The following is an 18822-nucleotide window of genomic DNA, read 5'->3' on the forward strand; positions in this document are numbered from 1 at the left end:
ACTTCACCTGCCATTCAGTTGACAGATGATGCGCCCATGGATGAAACATTATTGTGAACAGATTATTTTCCTCACATGTGATGCCTTTCCGCGCCCTCATCGACGCTTGTTGGAAAGAAAAATATACCGCTTCTCGCTTTACCCGCGACCTGATCGCTGGGATAACGGTTGGGATCATTGCCATTCCACTGGCGATGGCACTGGCAATAGGCAGTGGCGTTGCTCCGCAGTACGGCCTGTATACCTCAGCCGTCGCTGGGATCGTTATCGCCCTTACCGGGGGCTCGCGCTTTAGCGTATCTGGCCCAACCGCCGCCTTCGTGGTGATTCTGTATCCGGTGTCGCAACAGTTTGGGCTGGCAGGTCTGCTGGTTGCCACGTTAATGTCCGGGATATTCCTGATCCTTTTCGGCCTCGCCCGCTTTGGTCGTTTGATCGAATATATTCCGGTGTCCGTGACGTTAGGTTTTACCTCCGGTATTGGTATCACCATCGGTACCATGCAGATTAAAGATTTTCTCGGCCTGCAAATGGCCCACGTGCCAGAGCACTATCTGCAGAAGGTGGGTGCGCTGTTTATGGCCTTGCCGACCATCAACGTGGGGGATGCCGCCATTGGTGTGGTGACGCTGGGGATCCTGATTTTCTGGCCGCGGCTGGGGATCCGACTGCCGGGCCACCTTCCTGCACTGCTGGCAGGCTGTGCGGTAATGGGTATCGTGAACCTGACCGGCGGCCATGTCGCCACCATCGGATCTCAGTTCCACTATATTCTGGCCGATGGCTCGCAAGGCAATGGTATCCCACAACTGCTGCCGCAGTTGGTTTTACCGTGGAATATGCCAGAATCAAACTTTACCCTTAGCTGGAGCTCGTTACAGGCGCTGTTACCGGCAGCCTTCTCGATGGCAATGCTCGGGGCAATCGAATCTCTGCTGTGCGCTGTCGTCCTCGATGGGATGACCGGTACCAAGCATAAAGCCAACAGCGAGCTGATTGGCCAGGGTCTGGGCAATATCGTCGCCCCGTTCTTTGGCGGTATCACTGCCACGGCGGCAATTGCCCGTTCAGCGGCAAACGTCCGTGCCGGAGCGACCTCGCCAATTTCTGCGGTCATCCACGCAATTCTGGTGATCCTCGCCCTGCTGGTGCTTGCGCCACTGCTTTCCTGGTTACCGCTTTCCGCCATGGCCGCGCTGTTGCTAATGGTGGCATGGAACATGAGTGAAGCGCATAAAGTGGTGGATCTGCTGCGTCATGCGCCAAAAGACGACATCATTGTCATGCTGATGTGTATGTCGCTGACGGTGTTGTTCGATATGGTTATCGCCATCAGCGTCGGTATCGTTCTCGCTTCTCTGCTGTTTATGCGCCGTATTGCCCGCATGACGCGTCTGGCACCGGTCAACGTAGACGTACCGGATGATGTGCTGGTGCTGCGCGTCATTGGCCCACTGTTCTTTGCCGCTGCGGAGGGATTATTTACCGATCTCGAGTCGCGTATTGCAGGTAAACGCATTGTGGTGCTGAAATGGGACGCCGTCCCGGTACTGGATGCCGGTGGTCTGGACGCCTTCCAGCGCTTTGTCAAAAAGCTGCCTGAAGGCTGCGAACTGCGGGTATCTAACCTGGAATTCCAGCCGCTGCGTACCATGGCTCGCGCAGGTATTCAGCCGATCCCCGGGCGTCTGGCATTCTTCCCGAATAAAGACGCCGCGCTGGCGGACATCAACTGACGTCTATCCCGGCTAAGGGAAGCGCCGCAAGGCCATAAATGACAGGCAAAAAAATGGCTCCCGTAGTGGGAGCCATTTTTATAACAAGCTTATTGCTTACGCTTTCAGCAACTTTTCAGCCGTTACCTTAACGCTGGCCAACAGGACTTTCACATCCTCCAGACACACCGTCGGGTTCAGCAGCGTCAGCTTCAGGCAGGTGATGCCATCCGCTTCAGTCACCCCGACGTTGGCGCTACCCGAAGCCAGAAGAACGTCGCCAATACGTTGGTTCAGTAGTGCAACGAACGCCATATCGTCGCTTTCAGGACGGAAGCGGAACAACACGCTTGCCAGTTGCGGCTCCATCACCAGTTCCAGGTGCGGCTGAGTTTTGACAAACTCAGCTACATCGCGTGCCAGCGTTACGCCATTATCAATGATTTCGGCATACTGCTTTTTGCCCAGCGCTTCGAGCCCCATCCACAGCTTCAACGCATCAAAACGGCGCGTGGTCTGCAGCGACTTCGACACCAGATTCGGCACGCCAGCTTCTTCATCGAAATCAGAGTTCAGGTACGCCGCCTGATAGCGCATCAGTTCATAGTGGCGAGCATCTTTTAACAGGAACGCGCCGCAACTGATGGTCTGGAAGAACTGTTTGTGGAAATCCAGAGTCACAGAATCTGCCAGCTCAAGGCCGTTCAGGAAGTTGCGATACTTCTCAGACAGCAATAACGCCCCGCCCCAGGCTGCATCCACGTGCAACCAAATCTGATGCTCCGCCGACAACGCCGCGATATCCGCTAACGGATCGATGGCGCCTGCATCGGTGGTCCCTGCGGTGGCAACAATCGCCATCACCTGCTCGCCGTTCGCTTTCGCCTGGGCCAGCTTATCTTTCAGGTCAGCCACATCCATGCGGGAGAACGCATCGGTCTTCACCTGGGTCACTAAGCGGTAACCCAGCCCCATCAGCGCCATGTTCTTCTGCACGGAGAAGTGAGCGCTTTCTGAGCAAAACACTTTGATTTTGCTCAGATCGCCGATCAAACCATCCTGCTGAATGGAATGACCCTGGCGTGCAAAGAAAGCATCACGCGCCAGCATCAGGCCCATCAGGTTACTCTGAGTGCCGCCGCTGGTGAACACGCCGGCGTCGCCCGCCGCATAGCCCACCTGCTCGCGCAGCCATTCGATCAATTTGATCTCAATGATGGTGGCGGATGGGCTCTGGTCCCAGGAGTCCATGCTCTGGTTAGTGGCGTTGATCAGCACTTCCGCCGCCTGGCTAATCACCAGGCTCGGACAATGCAGGTGCGCCACGCACTGGGCATGGTGCACTAACAGGCTGTCTTTCAGAAAGTATTCAACCGCACGCTCAATAGCGGCCTGGTTGCCCAGGCCCTGAGACGTAAAATTCAGGTTGATGCGTTCGCGCAGCTGTTCAACGGTTTTGCCCTGATACATCTCAGGCTGCTTCAACCATTCAACCACCGCTCTCGTACTCTGCTCGATAGCATCCTGATAGGCTGCGATGCTTTGCGCCGAGCCGGACAGAATCGGGTTTAGGTCTGACATTCGATCCAACTCCGTTTAAACCGGCTTAATGCCAGCGCCCAGCAGGGCGTTTTCGAATTTATCGAGGAAAATTTCCAGCTCAGCGTTGGTGATCAGCAGTGACGGCAGCAGACGCAGCACGCAACCGTTGCGACCGCCGCGCTCCAGAATCAGGCCGTTTTCGAAGCATTTTTTCTGCAGCAGCGCGGATAGCTCGCCATCGGCCGGGTAGCAGCCCATGTGATCCTGCGCTTCGTTCGGCTTAACGATTTCAATACCAATCATCAGACCCAGACCACGTACATGGCCAATCACCGGGTAGCGTTTCTGCAGGTCAGCCAGCTTGCCTTTCAGCCACTCGCCCTGGGCAGCCACTTTATCGGCAATCTTGTCGTCTTTGAGGATTTTCAACGTTGTCAGGCCGGTCGCCATCGCCAACTGGTTGCCGCGGAAAGTACCGGTGTGGTGCCCTGGTGCCCATGCATCGAATTGTTTTTTAATACCGAGAACCGCCAGTGGCAGACCACCGCCAACCGCTTTGGACATCACGATGATATCTGGTTCGATACCGGCGTGTTCGAAGGCGAACAGTTTACCGGTACGCGCGAAACCAGCCTGTACTTCATCAATGATCAGCAGAATGCCGTGTTCCTGGGTCACTTTACGAATACGCTGTAACCACTCGACCGGAGCCGGGTTCACGCCGCCTTCGCCCTGCACGGCTTCGAGGATCACGGCAGCCGGTTTACGCACGCCGCTTTCAACGTCGTTGATCAGGTTTTCGAAGTAATAGGTTAATGCTTTAACGCCAGCCTCGCCGCCGATACCCAGCGGGCAGCGGTATTGATGCGGATACGGCATGAACTGCACTTCCGCCATCATGTTGCTGACGGCTTCTTTCGGTGACAGGTTACCGGTCACAGACAGCGCGCCGTGAGTCATCCCGTGGTAGCCGCCGGAGAAGCTGATCACGCTGGAACGACCAGTCACTTTTTTCGCCAGCTTCAGGGCCGCTTCAACGGCATCTGCACCGGACGGTCCGGTGAACTGCAGGCAATATTCTTTGCCCTGGCCCGGTAATAAAGACAGTAAATAAGATGAAAATTCATCTTTTAACGGGGTAGTAAGATCGAGCGTATGTAACGGTAAGCCGCTTGTGATGACACTTTGAATGCTCTGCAGCACTTCAGGATGATTATGACCAAGCGCCAGGGTTCCGGCACCTGCCAGGCAATCAAGATATTGATTATTTTCTACGTCGGTAATCCAGACGCCCTGCGCTTTAGCAATCGCCAATGGCAGTTTACGTGGATAGCTGCAGACATTAGATTCAAACTCAGCCTGTCTTGCTAAAAAGGTATCATTGCTCTGTGGTAATGAATTAGCACTTAAAGTATCAATACGGACTTTATCCGTCATCATATCACTCCTACAACCAGGTGTAGATTAACGCCTGATTGAATAAATGGTTATAAGGATTACCTGTAAAAAAGCGCGGCTAATATATGTTGTTTTAGCTTAGGACTCAATCATTTATTTTTAGACGTCTCAAATAATCACTTTCCCCTTAAATTTCAATATGTAAACCTCTCCGACCATTACTAAATCCTAAACAAATATAGCTATTTAATTAACAATGCCGTAGCCAATTGCAACGCATACGATGTTATAAAAACCATGAGATTTTCATGTTTTTATTATTTTTTTACACGTTTTTACCATTAATGATGTACGCACTTTCTTGTTACGACATGATTTTTCACTTATTTGCCGATAAATCGAATAAAAAAGTCGATCCCTTAATATAAATCACTTAGTATGGCGCGCTTATTTACAGGCTATGTAAATAAAATTAATGCGCAGCACCCGGTAACGCGTACAGGCGACACGTGTTATCGACAACAGGAATGCCCTGGGTTGTCAGCAGAAATGTTCGCGGGCGGACATTTCGTAAGGTGAACATCGTTCCCTTATGCCGAGAATGAAAATTTTCTAGCCATACTTTTATGGCGCCCTGATATGAGATTGTTATGACTCGCATTTATCCACCATCCGTCGTTGCCAAATTTGGCGGCACAAGCGTCGCTGATTTTGATGCGATGAACCGCAGCGCCAGCATTGTCCTTGCTGATCAAGATGTCCGTTTAGTCGTACTGTCTGCTTCTGCAGGCGTAACAAACTTACTGGTCGAGCTTTCTGAAGGTCTGGAAACGCATCAGCAATTAGATAAACTTGAGACCTTACGCGCCATTCAATACAACATTATTTCCCGCCTGAAGCAGCCCTCCGTTATCAGCACGGAAATCGATAATCTTCTCAACAACATACGCCACCTTGCACAAATGACGACGGTCTCACCATCCGATGCGCTAAGCGATGAATTGGTCAGCCACGGCGAGCTTATGTCCTCTTTGTTGTTTACTGAAGTTTTACGTGAACGATATGCCGAAGCCGGGTGGTTTGACGCTCGCAGCGTGATGTGTACCAACTCGAGTTTTGGCTGCGCCGAACCTGAACTTAGTACCCTGCACCACCAGGTCGAGGCCCATCTTCGCCCTCGTCTTGAACACGCAATCATAGTGACCCAGGGATTTATCGGGCGTGATGCCGCCGGACACACTACTACGCTTGGACGCGGTGGGAGTGATTACACGGCGACGCTTCTCGGTGAGGCGCTTCACGCCGCACGCGTGGACATTTGGACCGATGTGGCGGGGATATATACCACCGATCCGCGTATTGCGCCGCGGGCCAAACGCATTGATCACATCTCATTCTCCGAGGCCAGCGATATGGCCGCCTATGGTGCGAAAGTGCTCCATCCGGCAACACTGCTTCCGGCGATGCGTAAAAGCATTCCGGTCTTTGTTGGCTCAAGTAAGGATGCGGCTGCCGGCGGAACGCTGGTGCATAACACCACCGATAATCCGCCGCGTTATCGTGCGCTCGCCGTGCGCCGTAAGCAGACGCTGTTGCGATTACACAGTCTGGAATCACAACCGTCCTGTGCTTTCCTGGCGCAAGTATTTGCCATTTTAGCCCGCCACACGGTCGCGGTAGATTTAGTCACAACCTCGGAGAATTGTATTGCGCTGGCACTAGATGCCACTCATGCGACGTCAGGCGAAGACCATATATTAACCACGGCATTATTTACCGCATTGTCCTCCCACTGTCGCGTGGAAGTAGAAACCGGACTGGCACTCGTCACTTTGGTTGGGAATCAACTGACTCAGGCTGCGGGGGTTTGCAAAGACGTTTTTGCCTGGCTTGAAGAGCATACGGTACGAATGATTTGCCATGGAGCATCGAATGACAACCTGTGCATCCTGTTACCGGCTGACGATGCGGATAGCGCGGTTAGAGCATTACATTCTCGGTTATTCGAGTAATTCTTCTATTATTCCGTAACGCGCTATCAAGCAAGATTTATAAACCAGCAGAGCCCTGGTTTTACAACCAAGGCTTTGCATTCAGACCGCCGGACTCTTAACAGAGGGACGATTTAGTTATGACGGTGATTGGTGTCACCACGACGGCATCGTTTGTCATAATGACGTACCCACCAGTAACGGTCACTGATTTGTTCGTGCCCACCCACTCTGGCGCCTGCTAACCAGAGAATACCGCCAACAAAAATACTGAGCACTGCACCATGTGCGAAAAACTGTGGCAGATTAAATTGCGGCAGTTGGTTTAAAATTGAATAACCCACTCCCACAACCATCACCACCAACCCCAAAGCCATGAGCACGTTACCGAGTAGCGAAGCGTTTTTGCGTTTCATGTGTCACCTCCGGAACTTTTGGGTTGTTACAGGAAATACCCCTAATCCTTATGTGTAAAGTATAGACAACACTTCCATTCGCAAGTGCGCCAGCGATCACAATAACAAACACTCGCGCAACAAAACTTTACAAATAAACTACTGAACACACTAATTTTCCAATAGTCCACTCGTGCAATTATTCAGTTTTTAGTGATAAACACGCAGTTTTTTGTCAAGCGCACCTTCAGACAGTAAACTACACGTCGTTTATGGAAACACTCAGGATAAAACACGTGACGATTAAACTGATTGTCGGTCTGGCGAACCCCGGCGCAGAGTATGCGGCAACGCGACACAACGCAGGCGCATGGTATGTCGATCTACTGGCAGAGAGATTACGCGCTCCCCTGCGCGATGAGCCGAAATTCTTCGGCTACACCTCCCGAGTAACGCTTGAAGGTGAGGATGTCCGTCTGCTGGTACCGACCACATTTATGAATCTTAGCGGTAAGGCCGTCGGTGCAATGGCCAGTTTTTATCGTATTAATCCCGATGAAATTTTGGTCGCGCACGATGAATTAGACCTGCCACCTGGCGTTGCCAAATTTAAGCTTGGCGGCGGCCATGGCGGGCATAATGGCCTGAAAGATATTATTAGCAAGTTGGGCAATAACCCTAACTTTCACCGATTACGCGTTGGAATTGGTCATCCGGGTGATAAAAACAAAGTTGTCGGGTTCGTTTTAGGCAAACCACCTGTTTCAGAACAGAAGTTAATTGATGAAGCGATTGACGAAGCGGCACGTTGTACCGAGATTCTATTCAAAGATGGCCTGACCAAAGCAACGAGTCGGTTGCACACCTTTAAAGCGCAATAAGCAGCGATGTGCGGCATTTTTCTCGCGTGCTGTGTATAATGGGCAGAGTTATTTACTTTTCTACAATCTGTTTTCTATAACAGGTTGAATATCAAAAGATTAAGGTGATTTAAACATGGGATTCAAATGCGGTATCGTCGGTTTGCCAAACGTAGGCAAATCCACCCTGTTCAACGCGCTCACAAAAGCGGGTATTGAAGCGGCAAACTTCCCGTTCTGTACTATCGAGCCGAACACCGGTGTTGTCCCGATGCCCGATCCGCGTCTGGATCAGCTGGCCGAAATCGTCAAACCGCAGCGTATTCTGCCAACAACGATGGAATTCGTCGACATTGCCGGTCTGGTAAAAGGCGCGTCTAAAGGCGAAGGTCTGGGAAACCAGTTCCTGACTAACATCCGTGAAACCGAAGCGATCGGCCACGTTGTTCGCTGCTTTGAAAACGACAACATCATCCACGTTAATAACAAAGTGGATCCGGCTGACGACATTGAGGTTATCAATACCGAACTGGCGCTGTCTGATCTGGATACCTGTGAGCGCGCTATCCATCGCGTACAGAAGAAAGCCAAAGGCGGTGACAAAGACGCTAAAGCAGAATTGGCTGCACTGGAAAAATGCCTGCCGCAGTTGGAAAACGCCGGTATGCTGCGCGCACTAAAAACGCTGACTGACGAAGACAAAGCGGCCATCAAATACCTGAGCTTCCTGACCCTGAAGCCAACCATGTATATCGCTAACGTCAACGAAGACGGTTTTGAGAACAACCCGTACCTCGACAAAGTACGCGAAATCGCGGCTGCCGAAGGTTCCGTTGTGGTTGCCGTTTGTGCTGCTGTTGAAGCTGACATTGCTGAACTCGATGATGCTGACCGCGAAGAATTCATGGCGGAAATGGGTCTGGAAGAACCAGGCCTGAACCGTGTTATCCGCGCAGGTTACGAATTGCTGAACCTGCAAACCTACTTCACCGCTGGCGTGAAAGAGGTTCGTGCATGGACCATCCCGGTCGGCGCCACGGCTCCACAGGCCGCCGGTAAAATTCACACAGACTTCGAGAAAGGCTTTATCCGCGCACAAACCATCGCGTTTGAAGATTTCATCACCTATAAAGGTGAACAAGGTGCGAAAGAAGCCGGCAAGATGCGTGCAGAAGGTAAAGATTACATCGTTAAAGATGGCGATGTAATGAACTTCCTGTTCAACGTCTAAATAGAACCTGCTGTCTCATGAGGTTTCATTGAACTTCGTCGGGACCGAAAAAACTTATGAAATCCACGCAATTGCGTGGATTTTTCATTTGATAGAGTCTCAACTCATCTCGTAACAACGCTGTCAAAAATGAGTACATATTGAGGCTGACTCCTTCGTGAAGCACATAGCCCTACAGTTTCTCCAGAATTAAACACGCTTCACGATTAAGCGTAATGAACTCCTGCCAGCTATATTGCTGTTGATAGTTAAGCTGATACTGCTTCTCTACCTGGCAAATAAGCGGGCGTGTTTCATAAATCGCACACAACTTTGTCTCCATCTGATAGTGCTGACAAATGCCGTCACCGCGATCTAGAAATTGCGTTTCACTGGCGCGATCGACATGGCGACAACAAGCGCCGCACTGGTTACAGGGAAACGCGGGTGTTAGCGTCATAGCTTACTTAACCAGCTACGCACAGAGCGGGTATTCCCTGCTTCAAAGGGTAGCGCAATATTACGGCGCTCAACCTCTGCACGCAGCAACAAACCGCGCTCAATTTCACTATTCACCGCGTTAAGATGCAGCGAGAAGCGCGATAACGCAGACGTATCAATAGCAAACTCTAACGCCGAAAGCTCCAGTAGATAACGATCGAGTGCAGCATTCACCTGCTGATAATACTCTAGTGCTTTCTGATAATTATCTTTAAACGTATCCAGAAACTCCCAGACCTTTTTCATCAATTTGCTGTGTTCCAGGAAGTTGTTCATTACCAGCGTCAGAATACCTGTCGCCAGCGCACCGCAGAAAGCGGCCAGTTCCGGGCCAAAAGGAAAGACGAGCATCTTGGCTAAAGCATCATTAACCACCACCCCAGCAGCCACGGACACACCCGCAGCCACCAGCTTGCTCACCGCTTTAGCTAGCTGCCCCGGCGCTAACCCCTCAGGATTAAAGACCATAACTTTAAAGGCCTGTACCAAATTGTTCCACATCTCACGAATCAGGCGCACCATCATCTTCTTAGTCGTAAAGAAGATATTGAAGAGCGTCGTCGTAATGCTGGAGAGCACGCCACCGATGGCACCGTCTTTAAAGGACGTCAGGAAAGTGTTGAATTTACCCTGCACTCGCTGCCAGACTGCGCGTAATGCCTCCGCCGCATCTTGCAGGAAGTCTCCGGCATCGAATGAACGACGATGCTTCTCAAAGATCACGGGAATACGCTCGCGGAACTCAAACCAGGTCTCTGCCAGAACCAACCCCAACATCTGCCGCGTTCCCATGCGAAACGCATTGTTCATTGTGGCAGTGGCGACATTCTTCGCAAACTTGCTGCTGGTGTAATATTCCCGATTGATCGTACTGTTGTATTTTGCCCGCGCCTTTTTGTCGGCCTCTTTCATCCGTTCAAAATCGGCGGCGGCTTTATTTTCCAGCTTATTAAGTTTTTTTTGCTCTTGCTCGGAAAGCGTTAGCTGGCTGCGTAAACGGGCAATTTCCTGCGTAGTCGCAGCATACTGTTCTTGTAGCGTTTGCACGAAGGCATCCATCGTTTTCGCCTTCTTCGCCTTATTCAGCGACTCATTCGTGAAGGTCAGATTTGATGAATCATTAGCCAGATCGGCACCATCGCATTCGGCAAGGATACGCCCTGGATCGTTGTGAATTTCATGGGCGGCAATAATATGGTCGAGGTTCTTTTTATCATTAGCAGCAAATCTCTCACCGGTGTAGGTATCAGTCAACGTACCAGCTTCGTGCGCCTTTTTTCCCGCCCGATTGGTGGCAATGTAGTTTTCGTGGCTATGATAATGATGAGAATCATACCCTTCACGTTGCTCGTATCGTTGACGCTCGGCATCGGTAGCATACACTCCCTCGCGAGCGTTATGGATGGTATTCACATCGCCGCCGTGTTTATCCTCCAGCAAGAGAAAATCCAACCCAAAAGAGGTGGTCAGACTCTTGACCACCGTCTGATGTAACTCTTCACCCCAGTCAAACCTGGCTGTGTTCATTGTGCTCACCCATAGCAATGCCGGGCAGAATCGCCCGGCAGGTCGATTAAATACGAGAAGAAAATGCGTCAAACTCAGAAGCAGAAGCCGACAGTTTTTCGTCCAGAATCTCTTTGTTCAGCAGGTTCATACCGTTGCTGTCGGTCTGCAGTTGGATCACCCCATCTTCGATAACGGCTTCTCCGTTTTCCTGCGTCACCGGCTTGAACAGCGGCGTGGTGATCACGTCGGTCATGATGGCGGCTAATTCATAACCATGGTCGATAATCGCCATGATCTCTTCCGACTCACTAATTTCGGTGGTGATATTCTTCTCATGACGTTCAACAATGATGGCATGCATTGCTTTCAGCGGTTCAAAGTAGTGTTGAACAAAGACGCTATGCATACGGGTAATTGATTCATAAATACTATTTACATACCGCTGCACCTTCGTCAGATGCGCTTCAGCCGCATTCATTTTTTCCACCGCCGCGGTCACTTCACGAGAGCTTTGATAAGCATTGTTAAGTGCTTTTTCGGCATGGCTATCGTAAGCCCAGCCCGCAATAGCAATCAGCGGAGCCACTACCGCACCGCCGAGCACCATCGCGCCGCCCGCCATCCCCCACCCACCTGCGGCCAGGGAACCACCACCAATAGCCGCCATTGTGGCGTTATACGCCGCCGCACCAGACAGGGCGGCGATCGGCGTACCGGTAGAAGCTGCGGCAAACGCCATAACACCGCTGTACACGGCAAAACCAGCGGCAGCACCAGAAACCCCGGCACCGACGACTGTCGTCAAGTATTCCGTGGCGGAAATCGCCAGACTTTGAATTTTATTGATATTGTGCTGCGGTACCTTCAGACGAAGATCTTTATGCCCATCCTTAGCCATACGCGCCAACAGATCGTCGGCAATCGTTTTAAATTCATTGAAATCTTTACCGATTTTCAGCTCTTTTTCACCCAGTTCGGCCAGTTTTTTCGACGTTGTTTCATTTGCCTGATCAAAACTCTCTTTATGCTTATCAAAGCGACGTTGCGCGCGATCTAATACATCATCAGCTTCCGATTTTTTCTGATAGCCATCATAAGCTTTTTTGCCGCCAAACGCCGTTGCCGCTGCCGCGACGCCCAGAATAATGAATGGTAATGCCATAGATAATAATCTCCTTTGCAATAAATCGTTGTTACCTGCTACGCATCACATTCCAGAACAGGAACGGGGTCGCGATCGCCAGTGATGTAGTTATGCAGTATATTGATGACCGTTTTTTTCAACCATTCTGGTTCCAGAATTTCTATATTTGGTAACCAGAATAGAATTAGTGGAATAATTTGATTCTGATGTGCTGCCTTGCAAAGCAAAGTCACGCCATCATTCTCTTCGCGAACCAATTCTTGCTGAGGCAGTAAATCTCGTCTTGCGAAGTAGCCAGCAATGCTGTGTTTAATACGCACCCGCACTTCAAACGTATCTTCACTCACCCAGGGATCGCGATGCTCGTCAATTAATGACAGTGTGGGTATATCAACCGCAAAATGCTCTTTCCGGATATCCAACCACCGAATTTTACTTAACGAAAAAGACTTAAGTTTTCCGTCCTCAGTCGCCTGCAGATACCAAATATTTTTCTGGTTAACTAATTTATAAGGGTGAACAGTGCGCGTTTTGTCTTTATATAAAATATGACAGACTCTGTTTTTCTGAATCGCTTTTTCTAATAAGTTAAAATACTTTCGCAAATCATTTCTGACTGAATGTTCAGGGCGACCAAACTGAACTCTAACGTGCTGTTCTTCAGCTCTTTTTTCTAAGTTAAGCCAAAAATCTTCATCTCTCTCAGGAAAAACCGCATCGGCGTCCAGCAGCTTTGCCAGTGGGCCATGAAGGGCATAGGCGCTATTATTCTGCGCTCGAACCGGTATCAATCGATACTCTCCGCCACCACTCCCCTCAATAAAAGAGGAAAGCATATTAAGATCACGATAGACCGTTCGTTCAGTGATATTAAATTTTTTCATCAACTGATAGCGATTCACAACGCCACAAGTTTGTAGCTCTATTAGGATATCGACTAAACGTTCTGCTGAGCAACTCCTTGCTGAATCAGCCATAAGCACCTACTTTTCTGTTTTCCTTACACAAATTATATATAAAATACTGACATATCCTGTCAGTGTATCGGCACGCTAATCATTTTTTTTAGAGAAATCGGCAATTTATTTAACCGTTAGTCACATTAGGCAATTTTTAGGGGCAAAAAGCTCTCCTCATCAAGAGTAAATGCCAGAGGTATGACAGCAGAAAGACCGCCTGCATACATCCTCAACAAACTGGCTAACGGCTATCTCTTCCACTAAGCCAAATTCAACGTTGAGTTTGCAAAGGTGGATTGTCAGGAGAATTTCTTAATGATGGCCAGCACCGTGATATGAACGCCGGTATTTGGCTTCTTCACGCTGAGTAAAAAAACATCATCCGCAGAAGGATGTGGATGCGCTGGCAGCAGAAGAGCTAAATGGGGGATTTTACACTTCAACAACTCCCCATCTGTTTACGCGGTTGCAGCTGTTAGTGCTGCTGATTGAGGCGTTGAAACACAAGCTAATTCGTTGTAGAACCAGGCTTACCCATTGATTTCATAGTGACAAGGGGCTAATTTGTATCTCATTAAACATGATTATGACCCCCATCAAAGCCAGACTATGAACATCAGCGAAAAAACATATCATCAATTGAAGGCCAAAATCATCGCAAATGAGTTGGTAGGGGCTATCTCAGAAAATGAGCTATGTCAGGAACTTAATGTCAGTCGAACGCCGTTGCGTGAGGCTTTGTTTCGTCTGATGACGGAAGGCTGGATTGAGCCTTCCAAAAACAAAACGAAAACCATTAAGCCCATTACACTCAGTGAAATACGCGATATTTTTCAGATCCGAAAAGACATTGAAATTATGGTATTGAATTTGTCATGGGAGAACCAGGATCCGCAACGCTACCAGACAATTAAAGATAAAATTGAAGTCGGTTTTCATGATTCGAATGTGTCTTTATTACTCGAAGCTGATAACGAACTACATGAACAAATGCTATCCGATTGCCACAACGCTATCGTGACTAAAACACTGACCTTCATGTATGACCGGTTACGCATGCTGCGTTCAGACAAAATGAAAAATGATTCAATAATTGATTCATCCAAAGAACATTTGAAAATTTGCGCCGGTATTATTTCCCGTGATATAGAACAAACCCGTGAAGCCATTGCCCACCACGTCAACAACTCATACAACCGTCTGTTCTCCAGCTTTAAATAGGCATACATATAAAATGACCGGTATTTCTACCGGTCATTTGGAAAATTAAAAATTAGTAGAGCTGTCGGTACAACACTTTAATCTCTTCAATACAGGTATCTCGAGGATTTCCACCGGTACAGATGTCCGCCATTGCCGCAACGGCCAATGCATCGATATCTTCATATTTCATGCCGATATCACGCAGTCGGACAGGAATATTAACGTCTCGGTTAAGTTGTTCCACGGCTTCAACGGCCGCCTGACGCGCCTCTTCGATCGGCATCACCATGGCCTGAGTATTGCCCAGAGCCTGCGCAATCTGGCGATATTTGTCTCCTGTAAACTCAGCATTGTAAGCCATGATATGCGGCAGTAGCACCGCATTGGCAACGCCATGCGGTGTACCATAGAATGCCCCCAGAGGATGGGCCATACCATGTACCAGACCCAACCCGACATTAGAGAAACCCATCCCGGCAATATACTGCCCCACCGCCATGCCTTCAGCGTCCTGGTCTATTCCCTGTATCGAACCGCGTAGCGAACGCCCTATCATCTCAATTGCCTTTAAATGAAGCGTATCGGTTAATTCCCATGCCCCTTTCGTAATATAACCTTCAATTGCATGAGTCAATGCGTCAACCCCGGTTGCCGCCTTTAAACTGGGCGGCATGCTGGCCATCATGTCAGCATCAATAATAGCAACGACCGGAATAGCATGAGGATCGTAGCAAACGAACTTACGGCGGTTCTCTACATCGGTAATTACATAGTTAATAGTCACCTCTGCTGCCGTACCCGCGGTCGTTGGAATGGCAATCATCGGTACGGCGGCATTTTGAGTGTCAGCCCCACCTTCGAGGCTGCGGACATCGGCAAACTCAGGGTTGCTAATAATTATCCCTACCGCTTTGCACGTATCCTGCGGTGAACCACCACCAATGGCGACCAGGTAATCCGCGCCCGCCTGACGAAATGCTTCAACACCTTGCTGCACGATGTCAATCGTAGGGTTAGGTATGACCTTATCAAAAATTTGGTAAGGCAACCCTGCGCTATCAAGAATATCAAGGACCTTAGTCGCCACATTAAACTGGATAAGATCGTGGTCAGTAACTACCAGCGCTTTTTTAAAGCCTCGCTTTTTAACTTCATCAACGATAGCGTTAATTGAACCCACGCCAAAATATGAGGTTTCATTTAATATCATTCTATAAGACATATTCTATACCTTATAACAGAGATGTATAACAGCAATACTGTATTGCCGTAGCATAATGAATGCCGTTATTGATTTTTGATTATTTGATACTGAACATTATGTCGATCTGTTGCGATTCCTGACAGGTTAGTTTCCCCGCAAAGCTTCTTGATCCCCCTCCAGAATACTGAAACTTATGAGCCACCGCGGTTTTAATTGTGGTAACAAAATCATTACCAATATTATAAATAGCAGAAAGTCGGCTTATCTCACGCTGTATACCAGTAAGCTGGGTAAAATCATTTTCATCCCAGGCTTTAATTGCCCGCACAAAAAGTTCGGGACAAATATTATTTAATCCTGAAATAACTCCCGCGCCACCCGCGAGTAGATTTGGGATGAGATATTCATCATAACCGGACAGAACAACAAAATCGTCTCTAACGGACGCGACTGACTGAATGATGGCGCGAGTATGAGAGAGGCAATCAACAGTATCTTTAACACCCACAAAATTGGGAAATTCTGCCGCTAATTGCGCCACCAGTACCGCGTCCAGATCGCATCCAGTTCGGGCAGGAAAGTTGTATGCGAACCATTTTCCATTCAGGCGTTGCCCCAGATCGCGGTAGTATGCCAATAGTTGGGCCGGCGTTTGTTGAAAATAGTAGTGAGGTAGAATCATCACTGCCTGATACTCGCAATGCGAGGCCTCTTCTGCCAGACGTATCATATCCGCCATACAGGTAGCTGAGATATTTGCCACCAGCGGCAGCGATGACATTTTCCGTGTCTCACGGATAAGCATCAGTCGTTCATCCAGCGTTAATGCAGTGAACTCCCCAATACTTCCCATTAGCAATACGACACGAGTCCCTGCCTCTTTCAACCGTCGCAAATGCTGTTGCAGTGCCGATAAATCAATATTTCCTTGTTGATCAAAAGGCGTAATTGATGGGCACCATGCACCGTGAAATTGAGCATGATTTTCAGACATAATATATTCCTGAGAAAATAAAAATTGTTTTATTCAATGACATGGTAAACAACAGTATCAGCCTGTATTTTCTGCCAGTCCCACTGAATACCCAAACCAGGTTCCTCTGGTGGAAAAGCATATCCCTCGCGAATGTTCACCTTATTCAGAGTAACACTATCGAGTTGTGGGATATATTCCAACCAACGGCTATTAGTAATGGCGCAACATAATGATATATGCAATTCCATCAAGAAATGCGGACAGACAATTTTGTTAAAGCATTCCGCCATATGTGCAACTTTAAGCCATGGTGTAATACCACCAATACGAGCCACATCAACTTGAATGATATCTGCGGCATTATTCTGTAAATACTCTTTGAAGTGCTGGATGGAATAAATGGACTCACCCACAGCAACAGGAATAGAGGTTGACTCACACAATTTCTGGTGAGAATCAACATCATGCGCAAGAAACGGCTCTTCAATCCATGAAAGATTAATATGTTCCAACAACGTTGCTCGCTGTTTGGCTTCCGAGAATTTAAACGCCTGGTTGCAATCAGTCATGATCACATACTCATCACCCACCGCTTCACGTACAGCAGTCAAGCGCTCGATATCACGCACCGGACTTTCAGAACCAATTTTGATTTTAGAACCGCAGAATCCCTGCGCCTTAACGGCTAGCGCATCATCAACTAATTCCTGAGTGCTTAAATGCAGCCAGCCCCCCTCGGTGGTGTATAATTTCATGCGCGATTTCGCGCCACCTGCGACTTTATACAACGGCAAATTCATGCGCTTACACTTCAAATCCCATAATGCGGTATCAATGGCTGCCAGTGCCAGAGACGTAATGGCGCCAACCGAGGTCGCATGAGTTGAGAATAGCAATGATTCCCAGATGCCCTCAATCATCGTCGCATCCTGACCAATCAATTTCGGTAACAGATGATCTCGTAACAGCGCAACCACAGATGAGCCTCCAGTGCCAATGGTGTAGGTGTAACCTTCACCTATTTCTCCACTCGATGTTGTTAAACGAATAATCGGCGTCTCTTGTGATACAAAAGACTGAATCGCATCGACACGTTTCACTTTAGGTTTCAAATCAACCATAAAGATTTCGGCTTTAACTATTTTCATTACATCCTCAATATCTGTTTATTTTTTTCGCAAAGTTACAAATGATGCTTACTGAATACCAATACTGACCAGTTCATCCCACAATCCCTGCGGAATATCCCAGTTAGCCCATGTAAAATTAGTCAACGCCTGCTCCACGGATTGAATGCCGCAGGTTACAGTGACCACATTTTGGTTTCTTAATGGGAATTGCAGCGCCGCGGCACCAATCGGCACGGCATATTTTGCACATAGCGCTTCTATCGCATTTACTTTTTCAATAACCTGCGCTGGCGCTGAACCGTATTCATACAACGCCTTAGATTTATCTTTGGCGACTAAAACTCCGGTAGCGAAAGGTGCAGCAACAGCCACCGAAACATTGTTGCTTTCACATTTAGCAAAGAACGCCTGGCGGTCTGTTTCCAGCAGGTTGTAGCGGTTGGCGAGCATTAAGATATCCGGGGCAGCGTTATCCATCACCTCCATAAGGATTGCCTCTTCATTCGCACCTGCGCCCCAGGCTTTGATATCGCCATTGCGCTTAAGCTCTTCTAGTGCTTTCTGCCCTGACTCACAGAAGGTTCTAAAATGTTGACGTTCCAGTTCCGTATTGCCGTAGGTATAGGTACCGAGATCGTGTACATAGAGAATGTCGATAAAACGGGTTCCCAGGCGCTGGATAGAGTTTTCGTATGAGCGCATGATGCCCTCATAGGAGTAATCAGCCAGTCGGTTAAACGGGTTCTCATCATAGAAGAACTCCCCCGCCTCAAGACCAGGCTCTTGTTTCCGCGATTGCAGCAGACGACCAACCTTGGTGGACAAAACATATTCGCTACGATCCAGTCCCCGTAATCCCAGACCTAAACGCAGTTCAGAAAGTCCGCTGCCATAATGTGGTGCAGTATCAAAGTAGCGCCAGCCAACCTGAATGGCCTTATCAACAATGTCCATGGCTTCGTTATTGCTCAGCGTTCTGAATAAATTAGCCAGGCTGGCTGCACCGAAGGTTAAAGAAGGTACACTAAGCCCTACACTTTTAATTGTATTCTGAGTAATCATAATATTCCCCTGATGTTTATCAG

General features: G+C 48.8%; 16 protein-coding genes. 5 read left to right on the forward strand and 11 right to left on the reverse strand.

All coding sequences use genetic code 11. The annotated features are described in order from the left end of the window. Positions 1-53: 53 nt before the first annotated feature. Positions 54-1736 (forward strand): C4-dicarboxylic acid transporter DauA, encoded by a 1683-nt coding sequence (gene dauA / locus On2M_RS16620; RefSeq protein ID WP_187252322.1) that lies wholly within the window; start codon positions 54-56, stop codon positions 1734-1736. Positions 1737-1832: 96 nt separating this feature from the next. On the opposite strand, the gene On2M_RS16625 is transcribed toward dauA, so the two are convergent. Then, a complete protein-coding gene (locus tag On2M_RS16625; protein ID WP_210905171.1) occupies positions 1833-3296 on the reverse strand; it encodes an aspartate aminotransferase family protein in 1464 nt (487 codons plus the stop codon). 15 nt (positions 3297-3311) lie between these two features. Further along, complete coding sequence (locus On2M_RS16630; protein WP_210905172.1) at positions 3312-4697, reverse strand: diaminobutyrate--2-oxoglutarate transaminase; 1386 nt, start codon at positions 4695-4697, stop codon at positions 3312-3314. A 608-nt stretch (positions 4698-5305) separates the two neighbouring features. On the opposite strand from On2M_RS16630, the gene lysC reads away from it, so the two are divergent. After that, positions 5306-6667 (forward strand): lysine-sensitive aspartokinase 3, encoded by a 1362-nt coding sequence (gene lysC, locus On2M_RS16635; RefSeq protein ID WP_210905173.1) that lies wholly within the window; start codon positions 5306-5308, stop codon positions 6665-6667. A 113-nt stretch (positions 6668-6780) separates the two neighbouring features. Here lysC and ychH read toward each other — a convergent pair whose 3' ends face one another. Further along, a complete protein-coding gene (gene ychH / locus On2M_RS16640) occupies positions 6781-7062 on the reverse strand; it encodes a stress-induced protein YchH (protein ID WP_003020810.1) in 282 nt (93 codons plus the stop codon). A 275-nt stretch (positions 7063-7337) separates the two neighbouring features. On the opposite strand from ychH, the gene pth reads away from it, so the two are divergent. Together pth and ychF are read left to right on the forward strand one after the other, a co-directional pair. Further along, positions 7338-7922: an aminoacyl-tRNA hydrolase gene (gene pth / locus On2M_RS16645; protein ID WP_016153302.1), complete on the forward strand. Its 585-nt coding sequence runs from the start codon at positions 7338-7340 to the stop codon at positions 7920-7922. Between the two features lie 115 nt (positions 7923-8037). Next, positions 8038-9132 carry a redox-regulated ATPase YchF gene (gene ychF / locus On2M_RS16650; RefSeq protein WP_016153303.1) on the forward strand — a complete coding sequence of 365 codons (1095 nt, stop codon included), beginning with the start codon at positions 8038-8040 and terminating at the stop codon, positions 9130-9132. A gap of 172 nt (positions 9133-9304) precedes the next feature. On the opposite strand, the gene On2M_RS16655 is transcribed toward ychF, so the two are convergent. From On2M_RS16655 to On2M_RS16670, 4 genes are read right to left on the reverse strand one after another with little or no spacing between them, the layout of a single operon-like run. Next, positions 9305-9571 carry a YkgJ family cysteine cluster protein gene (locus On2M_RS16655; protein WP_003020821.1) on the reverse strand — a complete coding sequence of 89 codons (267 nt, stop codon included), beginning with the start codon at positions 9569-9571 and terminating at the stop codon, positions 9305-9307. Then, positions 9568-11139 carry a cobalamin adenosyltransferase gene (locus tag On2M_RS16660; RefSeq protein WP_210905174.1) on the reverse strand — a complete coding sequence of 524 codons (1572 nt, stop codon included), beginning with the start codon at positions 11137-11139 and terminating at the stop codon, positions 9568-9570. The genes On2M_RS16655 and On2M_RS16660 overlap by 4 nt, the downstream gene beginning before the upstream one ends. Before the next feature lie 46 nt (positions 11140-11185). Continuing rightward, positions 11186-12283, reverse strand: coding sequence for a chemotaxis protein (locus On2M_RS16665; protein ID WP_151219412.1), 1098 nt, complete (start codon positions 12281-12283; stop codon positions 11186-11188). Positions 12284-12321: 38 nt separating this feature from the next. After that, on the reverse strand, positions 12322-13242 hold the full coding sequence (locus On2M_RS16670; RefSeq protein ID WP_151219413.1) for a WYL domain-containing protein: 921 nt from the start codon (positions 13240-13242) through the stop codon (positions 12322-12324). Between the two features lie 546 nt (positions 13243-13788). Here On2M_RS16670 and On2M_RS16675 point away from each other — a divergent pair. Next, positions 13789-14445 carry a GntR family transcriptional regulator gene (locus On2M_RS16675; protein ID WP_151219414.1) on the forward strand — a complete coding sequence of 219 codons (657 nt, stop codon included), beginning with the start codon at positions 13789-13791 and terminating at the stop codon, positions 14443-14445. A 52-nt stretch (positions 14446-14497) separates the two neighbouring features. Here the strand turns inward: On2M_RS16675 and fucO are convergent, their stop codons facing one another. The 4 genes from fucO to On2M_RS16695 form a co-directional block, all read right to left on the reverse strand. After that, on the reverse strand, positions 14498-15649 hold the full coding sequence (gene fucO / locus On2M_RS16680) for a lactaldehyde reductase (protein ID WP_151219415.1): 1152 nt from the start codon (positions 15647-15649) through the stop codon (positions 14498-14500). Positions 15650-15728: 79 nt separating this feature from the next. Beyond that, positions 15729-16625, reverse strand: coding sequence for a dihydrodipicolinate synthase family protein (locus On2M_RS16685; RefSeq protein ID WP_210905175.1), 897 nt, complete (start codon positions 16623-16625; stop codon positions 15729-15731). Between the two features lie 29 nt (positions 16626-16654). Then, positions 16655-17755, reverse strand: a complete 1101-nt coding sequence (locus On2M_RS16690) for a mandelate racemase/muconate lactonizing enzyme family protein (protein WP_151225538.1) — start codon at positions 17753-17755, stop codon at positions 16655-16657. A gap of 48 nt (positions 17756-17803) precedes the next feature. Next, positions 17804-18799, reverse strand: a complete 996-nt coding sequence (locus On2M_RS16695) for an aldo/keto reductase (RefSeq protein WP_151219418.1) — start codon at positions 18797-18799, stop codon at positions 17804-17806. Between the last annotated feature and the right edge of the window lie 23 nt (positions 18800-18822).

It is taken from the genome of Citrobacter sp. On2M (assembly GCF_018035235.1).
In the GTDB taxonomy this organism is placed as follows: domain Bacteria; phylum Pseudomonadota; class Gammaproteobacteria; order Enterobacterales; family Enterobacteriaceae; genus Citrobacter; species Citrobacter meridianamericanus.

Excerpts from the sequence above, each read along its gene's own strand:
- On2M_RS16625 (WP_210905171.1), bottom strand. The coding sequence starts at position 3,296 with ATGTCAGACCTAAACCCGATTCTGTCCGGCTCGGCGCAAAGCATCGCA.
- On2M_RS16630 (WP_210905172.1), bottom strand. The coding sequence starts at position 4,697 with ATGATGACGGATAAAGTCCGTATTGATACTTTAAGTGCTAATTCATTA.
- lysC (WP_210905173.1), top strand. The coding sequence starts at position 5,306 with ATGACTCGCATTTATCCACCATCCGTCGTTGCCAAATTTGGCGGCACA.
- ychH (WP_003020810.1), bottom strand. The coding sequence starts at position 7,062 with ATGAAACGCAAAAACGCTTCGCTACTCGGTAACGTGCTCATGGCTTTG.
- ychF (WP_016153303.1), top strand. The coding sequence starts at position 8,038 with ATGGGATTCAAATGCGGTATCGTCGGTTTGCCAAACGTAGGCAAATCC.
- On2M_RS16655 (WP_003020821.1), bottom strand. The coding sequence starts at position 9,571 with ATGACGCTAACACCCGCGTTTCCCTGTAACCAGTGCGGCGCTTGTTGT.
- On2M_RS16660 (WP_210905174.1), bottom strand. The coding sequence starts at position 11,139 with ATGAACACAGCCAGGTTTGACTGGGGTGAAGAGTTACATCAGACGGTG.
- On2M_RS16665 (WP_151219412.1), bottom strand. The coding sequence starts at position 12,283 with ATGGCATTACCATTCATTATTCTGGGCGTCGCGGCAGCGGCAACGGCG.
- On2M_RS16670 (WP_151219413.1), bottom strand. The coding sequence starts at position 13,242 with ATGGCTGATTCAGCAAGGAGTTGCTCAGCAGAACGTTTAGTCGATATC.
- fucO (WP_151219415.1), bottom strand. The coding sequence starts at position 15,649 with ATGTCTTATAGAATGATATTAAATGAAACCTCATATTTTGGCGTGGGT.
- On2M_RS16685 (WP_210905175.1), bottom strand. The coding sequence starts at position 16,625 with ATGTCTGAAAATCATGCTCAATTTCACGGTGCATGGTGCCCATCAATT.
- On2M_RS16690 (WP_151225538.1), bottom strand. The coding sequence starts at position 17,755 with ATGAAAATAGTTAAAGCCGAAATCTTTATGGTTGATTTGAAACCTAAA.
- On2M_RS16695 (WP_151219418.1), bottom strand. The coding sequence starts at position 18,799 with ATGATTACTCAGAATACAATTAAAAGTGTAGGGCTTAGTGTACCTTCT.